12 protein-coding genes are annotated in these 15,921 nt (G+C 34.6%); 8 read left to right on the top strand and 4 right to left on the bottom strand.

Annotated features, from left to right (window positions below):
- Positions 1 to 68: 68 nt before the first annotated feature.
- The 4 genes from WFH39_RS06375 to WFH39_RS06360 all read left to right on the top strand — a co-directional run bounded on the left by WFH39_RS06375 (position 69) and on the right by WFH39_RS06360 (position 4,089).
- Positions 69 to 650, top strand: a complete 582-nt coding sequence (locus tag WFH39_RS06375; protein ID WP_214588202.1) for an LUD domain-containing protein — start codon at positions 69 to 71, stop codon at positions 648 to 650.
- 24 nt (positions 651 to 674) lie between these two features.
- Positions 675 to 1,547 (top strand): phosphatidate cytidylyltransferase, encoded by an 873-nt coding sequence (locus tag WFH39_RS06370; protein ID WP_290264497.1) that lies wholly within the window; start codon positions 675 to 677, stop codon positions 1,545 to 1,547.
- Between the two features lie 4 nt (positions 1,548 to 1,551).
- Positions 1,552 to 2,208 (top strand): phosphatidylserine decarboxylase family protein, encoded by a 657-nt coding sequence (locus WFH39_RS06365; protein WP_235132540.1) that lies wholly within the window; start codon positions 1,552 to 1,554, stop codon positions 2,206 to 2,208.
- 312 nt (positions 2,209 to 2,520) lie between these two features.
- Positions 2,521 to 4,089: a hypothetical protein gene (locus tag WFH39_RS06360; protein WP_336689218.1), complete on the top strand. Its 1,569-nt coding sequence runs from the start codon at positions 2,521 to 2,523 to the stop codon at positions 4,087 to 4,089.
- Between the two features lie 180 nt (positions 4,090 to 4,269).
- Here WFH39_RS06360 and WFH39_RS06355 read toward each other — a convergent pair whose 3' ends face one another.
- Positions 4,270 to 4,620, bottom strand: a complete 351-nt coding sequence (locus tag WFH39_RS06355) for a winged helix-turn-helix transcriptional regulator (RefSeq protein WP_336689217.1) — start codon at positions 4,618 to 4,620, stop codon at positions 4,270 to 4,272.
- Between the two features lie 889 nt (positions 4,621 to 5,509).
- Between WFH39_RS06355 and WFH39_RS06350 the strand changes: the two genes are divergently transcribed.
- The 3 genes from WFH39_RS06350 (at position 5,510) to WFH39_RS06340 (ending at position 9,850) form a co-directional block, all read left to right on the top strand.
- Positions 5,510 to 6,520, top strand: coding sequence for a helix-turn-helix domain-containing protein (locus tag WFH39_RS06350; RefSeq protein ID WP_336689216.1), 1,011 nt, complete (start codon positions 5,510 to 5,512; stop codon positions 6,518 to 6,520).
- A gap of 391 nt (positions 6,521 to 6,911) precedes the next feature.
- A complete protein-coding gene (locus WFH39_RS06345; protein WP_336689215.1) occupies positions 6,912 to 7,886 on the top strand; it encodes a helix-turn-helix transcriptional regulator in 975 nt (324 codons plus the stop codon).
- Positions 7,887 to 8,053: 167 nt separating this feature from the next.
- Complete coding sequence (locus tag WFH39_RS06340; protein ID WP_336689214.1) at positions 8,054 to 9,850, top strand: hypothetical protein; 1,797 nt, start codon at positions 8,054 to 8,056, stop codon at positions 9,848 to 9,850.
- Positions 9,851 to 10,039: 189 nt separating this feature from the next.
- On the opposite strand, the gene WFH39_RS06335 is transcribed toward WFH39_RS06340, so the two are convergent.
- From WFH39_RS06335 to WFH39_RS06325, 3 genes are all read right to left on the bottom strand, one after another.
- A complete protein-coding gene (locus tag WFH39_RS06335) occupies positions 10,040 to 11,878 on the bottom strand; it encodes an ABC transporter ATP-binding protein (RefSeq protein WP_214588209.1) in 1,839 nt (612 codons plus the stop codon).
- A gap of 156 nt (positions 11,879 to 12,034) precedes the next feature.
- Positions 12,035 to 12,955, bottom strand: a complete 921-nt coding sequence (locus WFH39_RS06330) for a M28 family peptidase (protein WP_336689213.1) — start codon at positions 12,953 to 12,955, stop codon at positions 12,035 to 12,037.
- Positions 12,956 to 13,090: 135 nt separating this feature from the next.
- Positions 13,091 to 13,480, bottom strand: coding sequence for a DUF4293 family protein (locus WFH39_RS06325; protein ID WP_076391587.1), 390 nt, complete (start codon positions 13,478 to 13,480; stop codon positions 13,091 to 13,093).
- A gap of 146 nt (positions 13,481 to 13,626) precedes the next feature.
- Between WFH39_RS06325 and rho the strand changes: the two genes are divergently transcribed.
- Positions 13,627 to 15,477: a transcription termination factor Rho gene (gene rho, locus WFH39_RS06320; protein ID WP_336689212.1), complete on the top strand. Its 1,851-nt coding sequence runs from the start codon at positions 13,627 to 13,629 to the stop codon at positions 15,475 to 15,477.
- Positions 15,478 to 15,921 lie beyond the last annotated feature (444 nt).

Below are 15,921 nucleotides of genomic sequence, written 5' to 3'. Positions count from 1 at the left end.
GGTATGTTTTTGGATTTCTATATGATTAATTTATATTTTTGTATAAAGTTGACTAAAAATAGATCAAATTGAATTTATTTAAGAAGATTGTAAGCAAACTTACGAACCAGCCGGAGCAGGATGAAAGACAAAGCCTGGAAAAGCTAGGGGATTCGCTGAAAAATGCGGATCTCGATTATAAGTTTGCCCAACTGTTTACGCATTCCGGAGGTTTTTTTAATTACTGTGCAGATGAAGCGGAGGCGTTACAGACTTTGAACCAGATTATTAAAATTGAAGGAATACATAATATGTTCTGTTGGGATAAAGACCTTCAGAATTTCCTGAATGTCGTAAAAACGCCTTATACTTCTGAACTCCAGAGCAATAACGATGCAAGTTTCATTACCTGCGAATATCTTATTGCGTACGACGGAAGAATTATGCTTTCTCACAATAATATCCTTCATTATCATTCTTCCAGACTGCCGGATAAAATTATCATTATGGCAAATATTTCACAGATTGTGAACAACCTGAATGATGCGATGGGAAAGATCAAAAGAAACGGAAATATCAAAAATCTTACTTCCATCAGCGGTGGACAGTCGAAAATGGATACTTCTTCCCATACCAACACAAAACTGTTTTTATTGTTGCTTGAAGATTAAGCATCAGATTTAAAATTTAACATCTTGGACAAAAATCTCATTCAAAGAACCTTATCAGGAATTGTTTACGTAGCAGTTATTATTCTTTGTACCACTCCGCTTGGAGCCCAGTTAATCAACAGTATTTCTCCGGATCTTGTAAAGCAGCAATATCTTTATTACGGATTAATTTCTCTTCTAATGGGAGTAGGTTCGTGGGAATGTTTTAAAATCATGAAATTCGGGAAAGGCTATGAACGGTTTGTTGTTTTTCCTTTGGTGATTTTTATTTTTTATGTGTTTTCGAAAAGATATTTTAATTATGGTTTCTTTTTCGATTTCAGGCTGAGTGAAATCCTTGCGATGGTTCTTATCGTTATTGCAGCCGTTACTTTATTTAAATTCCCGAACGAATTATATTTTGACAGCGGAAAGCTTATTTTCACGGTAATTTATGTAGCGCTGCCTTTCAGCTTTGCTTTGGGGCTTCCCAAATTTAGAAGCTATGATAACAGTTTTTCTTTAGAAGTACTGTTTCTGTTTATTCTGATCTGGAGCAGCGATACCTTTGCTTATTTAACCGGAAAATTCTTCGGAAAACATAAAATGGCGCCTAAAATTTCTCCTAAAAAAACATGGGAAGGTTATATTGGCGGTGTTGTTCTTACTTTAATCCTGTCTTACTTTGTAGAACATTATCATCCGGATCTTCGCGGAAACTGGATGGTGGTAGGTTTTCTGGTGGCTGCTTTTGCGCCGATCGGGGATTTGGTGGAAAGCCAGCTGAAAAGAAATTTCGCCGTGAAAGACAGCGGAAACATCATTCCGGGACATGGAGGCGTATTAGACAGACTGGATAGTTTCATTATTTGTGTTCCTGTCGTATATTTGTACTTTATTTTAGAAAAATTTATTTAATCTCATGAAATTACACAGAGAATCAAAAGGAACCATTACCGTTGCGACTATCCTGTTCATCATTTTGGGTGCGCTGGCTATTTATTTTCTTGAAATGTGGTCGTTGGTGATCATTCTGCCTTTATTGGTAATCTACAGTTTAGTATTTTGGTTCTTCAGAGTTCCGAATCGTGAAATTCTCGATCACAAAGAGAATGTGATTGCTCCGGTAGACGGAAAAGTGGTGATGATAAAAGAAGTTGAAGAGGATGAATTTATCAAAGGAAAAGCCATTCAGGTTTCTATTTTTATGTCTCCGCTTAATGTACATATCTGCCGATATCCGGTTTCAGGAAATGTAATTTATAAGAAATACCATCCGGGAAAATATCTTGTAGCATGGCATGAAAAATCTTCTACGGAAAACGAGAGAACAACCGTTGCGGTCGAAAGTTTAACCAATCATAAAGTGGTTTTCAGACAGATTGCAGGATATGTGGCAAGAAGAATTGTTTTCTACTGCAATGAGGGCGATACTGCAAAAGCAGGGCATGAATTCGGTTTCATTAAATTCGGTTCCAGAATGGACGTATTTCTTCCTTTAGATACAGAAATTGTATGTAAAATTGGTGATATCACGAAAGGAGGTCTTGATGTGATTGCCAGAATGAAGGATGAATAGAAATTGATACAAAATTATTATAATACAGAGAGGTTTTTCAGCCTCTCTTTTTCTTTTTCAAAAATCAATATCTGAAAGGATTTCCAAATTTTTTTGAAATTTAAATTTAAAAAAAGCTTTAAATATTTTAACCTATCAAAAATGATAGGTATTGGTAGAGATTGATATATACTATAATTTTGTCTCATTAAGTGTGAGATAATCAGGTGAATAATAATGAGTTTATGCATTATTACGGCATGATTCAGTTCATCTAATTTTCTTTTATGTAATTAGCTGCTTTTTTAATAACCTTAACTTAAACACTACGAAATGAGAAATTTTTATATTTTTTATCTGATCGGGCTGAGTTGTTCTTCTTTTGCCCAAGTGGGAATTAATACGTCATCTCCTGAGGCGACGCTGGATATCAGAGGAAAAAACGATACCGGAAATGCAGGGGTAGCCGTTCCCGGTGTTGTACACGGTAAAGACGGTATTCTTGTTCCCAGAGTTACAGCACTGAATGTAAACGGTACTGTGAATGGACAGCTGGTATATCTAATAAACAATTCCAGCATTTATAATAAAGGATTTTACTATTGGGACGGAATCTCTTCCTGGGTAGGTTTAAGCGGGGGAGGAAGTGCCGGAGATCTTACAAATGATGCATTTGTAAATGACAACACCAACCAGATGGTAAAACTGGGAACTAAATCTGACGGATTTACCGTAAGACCATCAAATACTGCCTTTGTTATAAAAGATAACGGAAATCTGGGGATTGGAACTGAAACACCAAATACATCGGCATTATTAGATTTAACAGCCGCAGATAAAGGGATTTTAATTCCTAGAGTTGCTCTTACAAGTACCACAGATATTGTTACCATTCCTAATCCATTAACCAGTATGTTAGTCTACAATAACGGATCAGCAGCTTTAACTTATAAAGGATTTGTTTTTTGGAATGGAACCGAATGGAGAACAATTAATAATCAATCTACAAAAGCGCCTACCATAACTTCTTTAACCTGCAACGCTGCGACTTTATCTCCTGCAACCTATACCAGCGGGGTAGCTTATAATGGGATTTTAAAAATCCCGTATACAGAAGGTAACGGCGGTCTTTATCAGGAAGGAACTACAGTTACCGTAAATGGATTGAACATAAAACTTCTTCCGGGAGAGCTTGCAACAGGCAGTGGTCAGCTTTCTTTCTCAGTATGGGGAACACCTTCTGTTTCTTCCCCTACAGCAATTACTTTTCCTATACAGGGAAGTTCCGGCAATGGTTTAGTGCCGTTTCTTACCAGTGGTCAGAATTGTAGTGCTGCAGTAGGCGATCAGGTTGCTGCTGAATACAGCCAATCGATCACTTTGGGACCTTTGGTTTCAACAAACGATCCGGCTCCCGGATATCACAAATATGTTACCTCTCCCGATGGAAAATTTTCTGTCAGAATATTTGTACAAGATGGAGTTAGTAACCTAAATTCAGGCGTAAACTTACAGATAAGAAGTAACTCCGGTACACCAAGTATTTTCTGGAATGGTTCAACCCAACGCATTTCAGGAGGTTCTACTGTAGCCGCTTATAGCGATAATCCTTTTCCTCAGGCAGGAAAGTGGTATGGAGGTGATGGGACTGCTTTCGGAGGTCCTTTTCAGGAAGGTGTTTTAGCAGCTTGGGGAATTTCGAATCTTTATAACGGAAATAAGCCTGAATTCAGAACCTACACATGGACTACAAATGATAATGCTCAGGTTGCTTACGTATTAACGTGTATGTTTTCAAATAATGATGCTGCTGCGATTGGTTTAGATGCAACCACATGTCCTAATGGTACCTGTCCCACTACAAAAGCATATCTCAGAATTGAACAGTTCAGGGTTCCATAATGTTCTGAGTTCTTAGAAAACAAATATAAGCTCTTAATGTTTATCCTTAAGAGCTTTTTCTGTGAAAAGACTATAACGTTGAAGGAAATCCCGAAATCAACTATTTAATTTTAACATAACAGATCAATGTATTGGCAATCTGTCTGCTGAATTTCTTGGAATAAGGTCGGTAAAATTTCATCAGGTGTTTTTATTTTGTTGTTCTAATATAAGATTTCCCCAGTTATCCATAGCTTCCAGTAAAGGAATAAGTGTTTTACCAAAATCGGTTAAACTGTAGATTACTTTTAATGGAGGTTTCTTTCCGTAAACTTTTCTTGAAACCAGACCATCATCACGTAATTGTTTTAAATATAAGCTTAAGGACATATCTGTAATAAAATCCATCTCGTTTTTAAGTTCAGTGTAGCGTCTTTCACCATCTTTTAGATGGTATAAAATCAAAGCTTTCCATTTACCGCCCACCAAGTCCATTGCTAAACTTATAGTAGAAGGATATAATTTACCTTTTATTTTAATGTTTTTGCTCATTGTTTTTGACTTTTTTTGATAGCCATTGCGCATGAAATGATAGAGCCAAATGGATTTTGCAAACATGTTCTGAAACAAAAACAGCGCAGACTATTTATTACCAAATTATTATAAAAGAAAGTCTAAACTTTGCTCAATAAAGTTCACAATACTTTCATTAAAAGACGAATTATATGGTAAAATACAATTGGAGTTTTGATAATATACTGATATGAAAAAGTGGAGATTATTTAACGGCAGTATTTAATATTTATATTATACATACACTTGCTTTAACCTCATTGTTTAATGCATTTGTAAAAGTAAATACAAATAAAAACTAAAATGTAAAAATAAACGGAGGATTGATGAATGAGTTCATTTACTGCCTAAAATATTGTAAAACAGTAGTTTTTGTAAATATTTCGTTTTGTTAAAGTAGCATTTTTTATCTTTGTTTTTTACTAAATAGTTTAATTTATTACCTTGGAAAAATTTCATTTGGGTGACATAATTTTAAAACTGTTATTTTTGTTTTGCTTATTTATAATTTCAGAACTATTTAATATTTACACTAAGAACAACAATGAAAAAAAATATTATTCCCTCTATTTTAATATTTTCAACGGTTTTTTTCGCTCAAGTAGGAATTAATACATATAATCCGAAATATTTTATTGGAGCAAACTCTAAAAATGATTCTTTCATAAATTGTAGAGGCTGTGAACAGCAGTTAAATTTACAGACATTCTATATCGAACAGATAAGTAGCAGTTATTAAGATATAGATTAGAAAAAAATAAAAATAAATACTATAATACTGATAGACATTAGTAAGAACTCCATTTCACTACAATTTTATGTTTAAATTTTCTGTTTATTTAATAAAGTATATAGGCACTTAATATTTATGAATTATAGTAAGGAAATTCTGTATAATAAACGTCAGGTATTCATCAGACAATATTTGTGGATTAAATTATTTTTAGATTTAGTAATTATAACGATAAAAATTTTAGATTTTTATTTCTATGGTATTGTTACCAAATACAATACCCTGCTTGCGCTAGTAAGTTTTTTATCGTCTTTGATTTTGCTGTGGAAAATAGATTTTTTAAATAATTTCAAATTCAAACATCTTGTCAATTTTAACAACTGCGTTCAGATGGCAATGATCGTATATAATTCAATATCTAAATTTCCGGATTTTCCAATTACTCTTATTTATTTAATTTTATTCCCTATATCTTTTTCTTATGTAAATAATTTTAAATATACTTTTCTTTATTCTGCATTTTTTTTTGTTGTATTTCTATTGGTGTACAGCTCTTTCGAATGGAACAGTTTCCCGAGTTGGAAAAGCAAGGACGTTAATACTGTTTTTTTCCTCTGGATTTACAATTTATTTTCTTTATACTTCCACTTTTTCTTCTTCCTCTTTCTGTTAACATTCCATATCTATTATGCAATAGAATTTAATAGTGTAAAAATTCAGAACAATTTTGAACAGAAAAATGAAACTTTAGAGAAAGAAACTCCATTATTACCCGTCTCCGAAGTAAAAGAAGATAAATTAATGCTTTTATACAGACGGATTATTGATTATACCGAAAAGGATAAATTTTACCTGAATTCTAATGCCAGTATTTATGACTTAACACAGGCGTTAAACACCAACAGAACTTATATTTCAGCAGCTCTGAACCAAAAAGGGAAAACCAACTTTAATGATTTTATCAATTCCTACAGAATAAATTTTGTTATACAGGAATTTGAAAAAGATATTCATAAAAAATACACTTTAAAGGTTATCTATACAAGTGCAGGCTTCGTTCATCAATCTCAGTTTAACAGAGCTTTTAAAAAAATTATGGGCAAATCTCCCAGAGAATATTTAAAAGAGATAAACGGCCAAAATTAATTTTTAAATCCAAAATACCTTTTGTCAGGGTTTAAAAGGCTACGCTTTACTACGCGTGAGTAGAATTGAGTATTGGTAAAAACTTAAAAACTGACTGCAATAGCTAATTTTGCAGGAAAATTCATTAGTTGTTTTTTTTGATTTGCTAGAAATAAAAAATAATATTTTCAAAATTATAGTAAATATTTAATTATTTATATTTGCAATGTAGAGTTTTGATATTATTAAATAGCTGATCTTCAATTATTTTAAATACAAATCATTTTAAGATTGATATTTTCAGGATCAATTCGTTGTTTTCTGTAAAATTTGTTTATAACTAAGAATACTTTGGTATTGTATAGGATAATTGTACAAATAGCTACTTGAACTACAAATAAAAAAACATAAAATGATTTACAAGCTTATCTTCAATAAAGGAGAGAGAAGTAATTTTGAAAATGATTATAACCATCTTATCAATCGTTATTTATTTTTTCTTTTTTTTCTTTTTCTATTCTATGCTATCTTTATCATTACTTTTTTCAGGGATATTATTATTTCTATATTCCTTATTACTATTACCTTATTCTGGATTCTTTTAATCTCAGTTAAAGATAAAACCACAACATTTCGTAAAACCCTCAAATTTGGAGTAGTAGGCATTTTGGTTTTACTTACCCTTATTGTAAGTTTTTTTAATATTTACAGTTCAAAAAACGTTGGAGTAGAATATTTTTATTTCAGTATTCTCTTTGCAATTCCTTTCTTTTTAAATTACAGAAAAAACAAAAAAGAAATTTATTTTCTGACTTTTTTTATTAGTTTTAATTTTATTGCCTGCCTTTATTTTGATTTCAGCTTTTTACCGAGAAGTAAGTTTTTGAAAGAAAAGGATTATTCTACCATAAAGCTGCTTAACATTTTATTTTCTGTTGTTTCTTTTTTAATGGATATTGTTTTTATAAGCCAAAAAGACGAGTTAATAAATGGACTTCTCGAAAACACGCAAATTAAAGATTCAACCATTGAAGATTTGATGAAGACCAATTCTAGATTAATGAAAAGTCAGATGCAGGCTAATCAGCTTACCGATGAAAATATTGATGAAATATTCAGACTGGCAGAGAAAAATTCGGTAATGTTTTTTGAGAGGTTTCAGGTTTTCTTTCCGGGTTTTATTCCGGGAATTTTACAGATTAACCCTAATCTTATTCATTCTGAATTGTATTTCTGCGCATTAATGAAACTGGATTTCGATACGAAAAAAATTGCTCAGTGTACTAATAACAGCATAAGAGCAGTAGAGAGTAAAAAATACAGAATACGGAAAAAACTGAATATTCCTTCGGATGTCAATATTAATAGTTTTCTTATGAAGATATAACTATTCGTCATTATGATTTCTCTTCAGATATTGAAAAACAGTAAGTTTTACTACGTACGCGTGATATTGCGTGCCACAATTTGCTAATAAACGAGCTAATAGATGATAACTTTGCTTCTGCTTATAAAATAAATATTTTATTTCAAATTTTAATCCATAAATAAAACATGATGAATACAAAATCTACAAAATTTCTGGTAAAAACTCTGTTTTTTGCCCTGTTCTTCTCTTTCGGAAACTTTTTCGCCCAAAACAATGGTGCTGTAGGGATTAATACTGCTTCTCCCAACCCAAATTCTGTATTAGACGTTGTTTCCGTCAATAATAACAAAGGTATTTTAATTCCCCGTCTTACAGTAACACAGCGGGATGCAATTACCATCAATCCCGCGAATGATGACGGTCTTACGGTTTACAATACTACAGAAGACTGTCTTAATTACTGGAGTCTTGCAGACAATGAATGGAAAAGCGTCTGCGGGCAAATAGGAAAGTCTGTTTTTACAATAGATTGTGCGAATACAAAAGCCAGTGGTACTTATATTCAGGGAAAAACACTTAACACATCACATTATCTTACAGTAACCGTAAATGTCACCAAAAAAGGAAGCTATACGATTACGGGAACCACAACCAATGGTTATAATTTTTACGCAACAGGTGTTTTTCTAAACACAGGAATACAGACAGTGCAGGTTGCAGGGCAGGGAACACCTTCTGCGGTTCAGTCTGATACTGTTCAGTTGTTTGCAAACGGTGTAAGTGTAAGCTGTACACCGGCAGTAACGGTGAATGTACTAAGTTCAGCAGCAACCTATTCTGTCTCATGCGGAAGCGCAACAGTAAATGGCGTTTACACAAAAGGAACGGCTCTCGGTGCAGGCAACACGATAACACTACCCGTTACAGTAACGGCGTTGGGAAGTTATTCTATCACAACAAATACAGTAGACGGAATTTCTTTCAGCGGATCAGGAATATTTACTGCTACAGGAAATCAGAACATAACATTATCCGGCACAGGCAAACCAACATCCACAGCTGATAAAGTAATGACGATTACATCCAACAGTGCGGATGGTGAATCTACCTGTAATGTAACGGTAATAATGACAATACCATCAAAGAAAATTTTACACATCGGATTAGAAACAGTTTACGGATACAGTGCTTTTACAGGACCATCGAGAAGTTTAATGGATTCTCCGACAAACTTTGGAACTTCAGCAGCCAGTGTTGTAAAATCTGGCGGCTATACTCATACTTCTTTAGGCGGTGCACCTTCTAATGCAACATTATTAGCAGCACTGAACACAAAACCGGATATTGTTATTATCGGCTATGCTTATACACCAGATGCAACAGCTTCGGGGTATATTGCAAATTATTTAAATAATAAAGGGGTTGTAATTGCGTTTGAGGATGATGCTGCTTCTTCCCAAAATATGATGCGCGCAATTTTCTCTGATCCTACTATTTCAGCCTCTAATGGAGCAGGAGCCGGTTCGGTATATGCTCTTGTAAATACAAATGATCCGATACTTAACGGTCCTTTTGGAGATGTGAGAGGAAAGAACTGGGGAGAAGACGCTTCTACAACGGTTAATATTACAGGTCTTACCAGTGGATTTATTCCTTACAGTTATGCACAGCCAATTAACAGCACAACTCCCAGAACGGGAATTTCAGGGTTAAGACACAGTTCGCTTAATTTTATCTGGTTCGGAGACGGTGGATTTTTAAGTAATGAAAACGCGAACGGGAATCAATATCCAAGTAATACTATTGAGCCATTTGTTGCGCCAAGTTCAGGAGGATATTTGCCGGTACAAAAGTCGACGTATGGATATGCAGGTAACGGATATGCATTGGGAGGAATGCAGGTACAGAATTCTATCATCTTTGCAAATGCTTTAGCATGGGCAATAAAGCAGGCAGAAACCAATGGGATAAATACCCAATAATAAGCACAAATTACTATACATCTAAAAGCTTCAGTAATTGCTTTTACTGAGGCTTTTTTGCTGTAAGTTAAGACATTGAATACACTTTAGTATAGCTGAAAAGTATCAAATCTTTCAACCTGAAAAGAGTATTTCCAAAGGTTTTAAATTCCTTTGGAAATACTCTTTCCTAATATATTTTTTATGATATTAATCGAAGTTCTGCAGTTCCACAAGTTTGTGATAAACTCCTTTTTTCGCAATAAGATCATGATGAGTTCCCTGTTCTACAATATCTCCTTTTTCCATTACCACAATCCAGTCAGCCTTTTGAATAGTGGAGAGCCTGTGCGCAATAACAAGAGACGTTCTGTTTTCCATCATTTTTTCAAGCGCATCCTGAACAAATCTTTCCGACTCCGTGTCCAGAGCAGAAGTTGCTTCATCCAGAATCATAATCGGTGGATTTTTCAATACAGCTCTCGCAATGGAAACCCTCTGTTTCTGACCTCCGGAAAGCTTTCCTCCGTCATCTCCGATGTTAGAGTCATATCCGTCTGGAAGATTCGTAATAAAGTTATCTGCATTGGCAATTTTGGCAGCAGCAATTACCTCTTCTCTTGTTGCTTCAGGTTTCCCCATCAGAATATTATTGTAAACCGTATCATTAAATAACACAGATTCCTGAGTAACCATCCCGAGAAGTTTACGGTATTCTTTTAGCCTTAAATTTTTAATATTTACCCCGTCAATAAGAATTTCGCCTTCAGAAACATCATAAAATCTTGCCAGAAGATTGGCGATCGTTGTTTTTCCGCTGCCGCTTTGTCCGACAAGAGCTACGGTTTTTCCTTTAGGAATACTTAAAGAGAAATTTTTAAGAATAGCATGGTCTTTATCGTAGTAAAAACCGATATTTTTAAATTCAATAGCTTTATTAAGTGTTGAAATACTTACAGGATTAGCAACTTCTTCAATTTTCACGTCCGCTTCAAGAATTTCCAATACTCTGTGTAAAGAAGCTTCTCCTTTCTGTACATTTGAAATTGATTGTGATAAACTCTTTACCGGAGGTAAAATCTGAAAGAACATTCCTAAAAAAACCAGAAAATCCTGAGGAGCAATGCTGTGCTCCACAACGATCTGTTTCCCGCCATACCATGCGATGATTAAAAAAGTAACAGAACCCAGAAATTCGCTGATTGGCGACGCTAATTCCTTCTTTCTTCCCAATCGTATCGAACTGTCGATCCATCTCTGCATAGAACCCATAAAGCGATTATCCATAATCTTTTCTGCGCTGAAAATCTTAATTACTTTTGAAGACTTTAAAGTTTCATCAACAATAGAAAATATCGTTCCCATTTCGTTCTGCGCTTCGTGAGAATCTTTTTTAAGACTTTTCCCGATTAACGCGATTAAAGTTCCCATAACCGGTAAAACCAGAAGAGAAAAAAGCGTTAATTCAGAACTTAGCAGAAACAAACTTATTAAAGTACTCACAAGCATAAACGGAGCGTTAATCAGTTCCACTAAACTTCCTAAAATACTGCCTTCCACTTCGCCTACGTCATTGGACATACGCGACATCATATCTCCTTTTCTGCTCTCTGTAAAAAATGAAACCGGCAAAGCTAAAACCTTACGATACATTTCTCCGCGCAGATCTTTTGTAACACCGACACGGTAATTAATCAACAGAAAAGATCCTAAATATCTGAAAAGGTTTCTCAGCAAAAACATAAATGCCGTGATGACGCAGAGCCATGCCAAGACATTCAGCGTACCATAATCATCCACCAAAGTCTGAATATAATAATTAGAATAGTTTTTCAGGTACGGAAATAAATCTGTCAGATTTCCGGAATATACAGGTGCAGATTCAAAATCTTCTCTTTTAATAGTTCCGAAAAGCATGCCCAAAACAGGAAGAATCGTTCCTAATGAAGCAATCTGAAATACAGAATATAATAAGTTGAAAAATAAACTTCCGAAAATGTATTTCTGATGAGGTTTTGCGAATTTTAATATTTTTTTATATTCGTTCATTCAATGAAAAAATTGGATAGCAAAATTACGTAATTTAAATGATAAGACGTTTTTAATCGCCTTTTACTTTATAAAATAAGTTTCTGCAGCATTTATTTTGTTACAGTATTCGGAAAAAATAAAGCCGCCCGAAGAATGGCAGCTTTTATATAACTTTTAAAATCTAACTTTATCATTATACTTCGGTGCAAAATTCTTGGGCGAAAGTTTGTCTAAAGTTTTCCCGAAATTATTGATTATTGTTGTTAAATTATTAAAATCCACAATGTGGATATCATCATTTTCATGGTGATAATGCGTCGCTTTAGTCATATCAACCGTTGAAAAAGAATGCGCGATAATTTTTTTCTTAACGAAACTCACATTGTCTGATCGGTAGAAAAGCTGTTCTGAAGCGTAAGGATCGGGATTTATTTTTAAGCCATTCGCGGCATTTTTATTAAATAATTCATCAAGATCCGAAAATTCATCACCCGTCATGAACAAAGCGTTCTTTCCGAAAGCAGATTCTGTTGCCACCATTTCGAAATTAAACAGCGCAGTCATTTTATCATAAATCGGATTCAGATTCTCATCCTTTGAAATGGCTCTGGAACCCAACATTCCTTTTTCTTCTCCGTTAAATGCCATGAAAACCAAAGAAAACTCCGGTTTTTTATTTTTGAAATAATCTGCAATTCCTACCAGAGTGGTAATTCCGCTTGCATCATCATCTGCACCATTATAAATATTGTCCTGAGGATTGTTGCTGGTTCCGATATGGTCAAAATGTCCCGAAAATCCTAGAAATTTTTCTGTTTTTCCTTTTTTAACGCCACAAACATTATAAGCTGTTTTTCCTTTGTAGTCAAAAGGAACCAGATAAGAATTTCCTGTGCAGTACTCTAAATTGTTTTCTTTAAATAATTTGGCGATATAATTGGCTGCATTATCATTTTCAGCAGTTCCGATTTCGCGGCCTTTCATTTCATCAGAAGCCAGAGTTGAAAGAACAGTCTGTATTCTTTCCGTAGAAACTTCCTGTGCGAAAGAAAATATAGAGAAAAGTGAAAAGGTAAGATAAGTAAGTTTTTTCATTTTTAATAATTTATAAACAATCAGTCGCAATATAAGCGGAAATGTTGCATGCGAATGTTTTTAAATGAAAAATTACACAAAATAAAAAACAGCTCCTTAAAAGAAGCTGTTCTCACTCAAAAAATCGTTGTAAGGTTATCGAAGTCTGTCTACAGATTTTACGAGCCTCTCATCTTTTTTAATGTAAATGTTTGCTATAAGCAGACAGATCACCGCAATTAATGAGAAAACCGGCTCAATACCCTTCTCAGGAAAATCTATTCCTCCGGATAATTTTAGTAACCAGTACATCAATACACCAATCAACAAAGCGTTTATAATAATGCTGATGTTATTCAGCAGAATTTGTCTTTTTCTGTTTTTAAAGCTGAAAATACTGAGTACTCCCACCAAAACAAGGACAATACATCCGATATTAATCACAGGAAAGCTGTCTGAAATAACAACATCTTCTCCTGTAATGAACAGAAACACAGCAGCCAACACTGCTAAAAAAGTCCATATAGTCTGTATTCTTTGTAGCATTGAATATTAAATTCTACGCAAAAGTAATATAAATTTTGCACAATTCAAAAATAAGTGTAGATTTGCATTATACGAATGTACTTGAAAACAACAGTCACCTGACTTACTTTTCTTATTCACAATTAATTACATTTTTTACACTAAATATGTTTAACATTGAAACGTTAAGGTCAAAATCCGTAACGGAACTGACTAAAATCTTAAAGGATTTGGGCGTTAAAGTGGCAAGAAACAGCACTGAAAATGACAAAATCTTTGCAATTCTTGACTTTCAGGCCTCTAATCCAAAAGTAGCAAAAGAATATTTCAACGCTACTGAAACCAGTATGAATACTGAGGAAAAACCGGCAGAAAAACCTGCGAAGGCTCCTGCCAGAAAAGCTGCTCCTAAAAAAACGGCAGCTAAAACAAAAGCTGAAGCGAAACCTGCGGAAGAAACAAAACCTAAAGCAGAGGAAAAAACTGAAGCAGAGGTGAAAGAACCCGTTTCCGAAGAACCCAAAGCTGAAGAAACAAAAACAGAACCTGCACCAGCAACAGAAGAACAGACTGCAGCAGCGCAAACTAAGAAAAAGAGGAAAAGAGTTTCTCCTGCCAATACAGCCAATGCAGAAGCGCCTCAGGAAAAAACAGAAGCTCCAAAAAACACAGAATCTCAGGAATCTGCTCCAGCAGAAGAAAAGCCGAATAATTCCCCTCAACATCAGGCTAGATCCCCAAAAGGACAAAACAACAATCCGAATAACAACGGAAACCAGCATAGAAATCAAAATCATAACCAAAACCCGAATCAAAACCAAAACCAGCATCAGAATAAGCAGCAACAGCAGCATTCTGAAAGAGCGGAGGAACAGCACGAAGCTCCTAAAAAGGAATTCAGTTTCGACGGAATGGTAAGTATTGAAGGAGTTCTGGAAATTTTACCCGACAATTACGGATTTTTACGTTCTTCAGACTTCAGTTATATTTCTTCTCCCGATGACGTATATGTTTCTACGGCGCAGATCAGAAATTTTGGTCTGAAAACCGGAGACACTGTAAAAGGAATTGTAAGATTACCGAAAGAAGGCGAAAAATATTTCTCTTTATTAAGACCAACAGAAGTTAACGGGCGCGATCTTGCTTTTATTAAAGACCGTGTTGCTTTTGAATATTTAACCCCGCTTTTCCCACAGGAGAAATTCAACCTTGCCGGAAAAGGCTCTACGATTTCTACAAGAGTAGTGGATCTTTTTGCTCCGATCGGGAAAGGACAGAGAGCAATGATCGTTGCGCAGCCGAAAACCGGTAAAACGATGTTGCTGAAAGATATTGCCAATTCTATTGCTGCCAATCATCCGGAAGTTTATATGATGGTTCTTCTGATTGACGAACGTCCGGAAGAAGTTACCGATATGGAAAGAAGCGTAAATGCAGAAGTTATTGCATCTACTTTTGATGAAGCGGCAGAAAAGCACGTAAAAGTGGCTAACCTTGTTCTGGCGAAAGCACAAAGAATGGTAGAGTGCGGACACGATGTTGTGATTTTATTAGACTCCATCACAAGATTGGCAAGAGCTTATAATACCGTAACGCCTGCTTCAGGTAAAGTTTTATCGGGAGGTGTTGATGCGAATGCACTCCATAAACCGAAAAGATTCTTCGGAGCTGCGAGAAAGATTGAAGGAGGAGGTTCTCTAACGATCATTGCAACGGCTCTTATTGATACGGGTTCTAAAATGGATGAGGTAATTTTTGAAGAATTTAAAGGTACTGGAAACATGGAGCTTCAGTTAGACAGAAAAATTGCCAACAGAAGAATTTATCCTGCAATTGATTTGGTAGCTTCAAGTACCCGTAGAGACGATCTGCTTCTGGATGAGGTAACATCTCAGAGAATGTGGATTCTTAGAAAATACCTTTCTGAAATGAATCCAATTGAAGCAATGGAATTTGTTGACAAAAACATCAAAGGTACTTTGAATAACGAAGAATTCCTGATGTCGATGAATAAATAAATTGAATTTAATTTGTTAAGAGAAAGCACGGACGTTTAATGTTCGTGCTTTTTCGTTTTTAGTTTGAAATTAAATTATTCTTTTGGAGCTTTATCTCGCTTTCCGCACTCGCTATTTAATGATTTCGGCGGCGGCTTTGCCGCCGCCGAAATCATTAAATGAGCTCAGACAATTGCTGCAATCGAGGCTAGGGTTTTTGTATGATATTTCAATATTTCATTGGCTTCACAAAATTTGTGATCCTGAAAGAGTTTAATGAAAGATTAAAATAAAATTTGGGAAAATTCTTGTTAACTCTTTGGTTTGTTGTCAACTTTACAAAAGTAAATTTTCAAATTGTCAGGCTTCCATCATTAAATTTCTTACCATAAAAATTTAATTCATTCTAAATCAATATATCAATGTTAAAGATTTATTAAAGTAATCCCCATTTTTTGAATATAG

This window comes from Chryseobacterium sp. MMO-72 (assembly GCF_037146035.1).
Classification (GTDB): Bacteria; Bacteroidota; Bacteroidia; order Flavobacteriales; family Weeksellaceae; genus Chryseobacterium; species Chryseobacterium indicum.
This window is presented reverse-complemented; position numbering and strand designations above follow the sequence as displayed.

What these genes read in the sequence shown, in the direction of transcription:
- WFH39_RS06365 (WP_235132540.1), top strand. Translation starts at nt 1,552, where the DNA reads ATGAAATTACACAGAGAATCAAAAGGAACCATTACCGTTGCGACTATC.
- WFH39_RS06355 (WP_336689217.1), bottom strand. Translation starts at nt 4,620, where the DNA reads ATGAGCAAAAACATTAAAATAAAAGGTAAATTATATCCTTCTACTATA.
- WFH39_RS06345 (WP_336689215.1), top strand. Translation starts at nt 6,912, where the DNA reads ATGATTTACAAGCTTATCTTCAATAAAGGAGAGAGAAGTAATTTTGAA.
- WFH39_RS06325 (WP_076391587.1), bottom strand. Translation starts at nt 13,480, where the DNA reads ATGCTACAAAGAATACAGACTATATGGACTTTTTTAGCAGTGTTGGCT.
- WFH39_RS06330 (WP_336689213.1), bottom strand. Translation starts at nt 12,955, where the DNA reads ATGAAAAAACTTACTTATCTTACCTTTTCACTTTTCTCTATATTTTCT.
- rho (WP_336689212.1), top strand. Translation starts at nt 13,627, where the DNA reads ATGTTTAACATTGAAACGTTAAGGTCAAAATCCGTAACGGAACTGACT.
- WFH39_RS06335 (WP_214588209.1), bottom strand. Translation starts at nt 11,878, where the DNA reads ATGAACGAATATAAAAAAATATTAAAATTCGCAAAACCTCATCAGAAA.
- WFH39_RS06350 (WP_336689216.1), top strand. Translation starts at nt 5,510, where the DNA reads ATGAATTATAGTAAGGAAATTCTGTATAATAAACGTCAGGTATTCATC.
- WFH39_RS06340 (WP_336689214.1), top strand. Translation starts at nt 8,054, where the DNA reads ATGATGAATACAAAATCTACAAAATTTCTGGTAAAAACTCTGTTTTTT.
- WFH39_RS06360 (WP_336689218.1), top strand. Translation starts at nt 2,521, where the DNA reads ATGAGAAATTTTTATATTTTTTATCTGATCGGGCTGAGTTGTTCTTCT.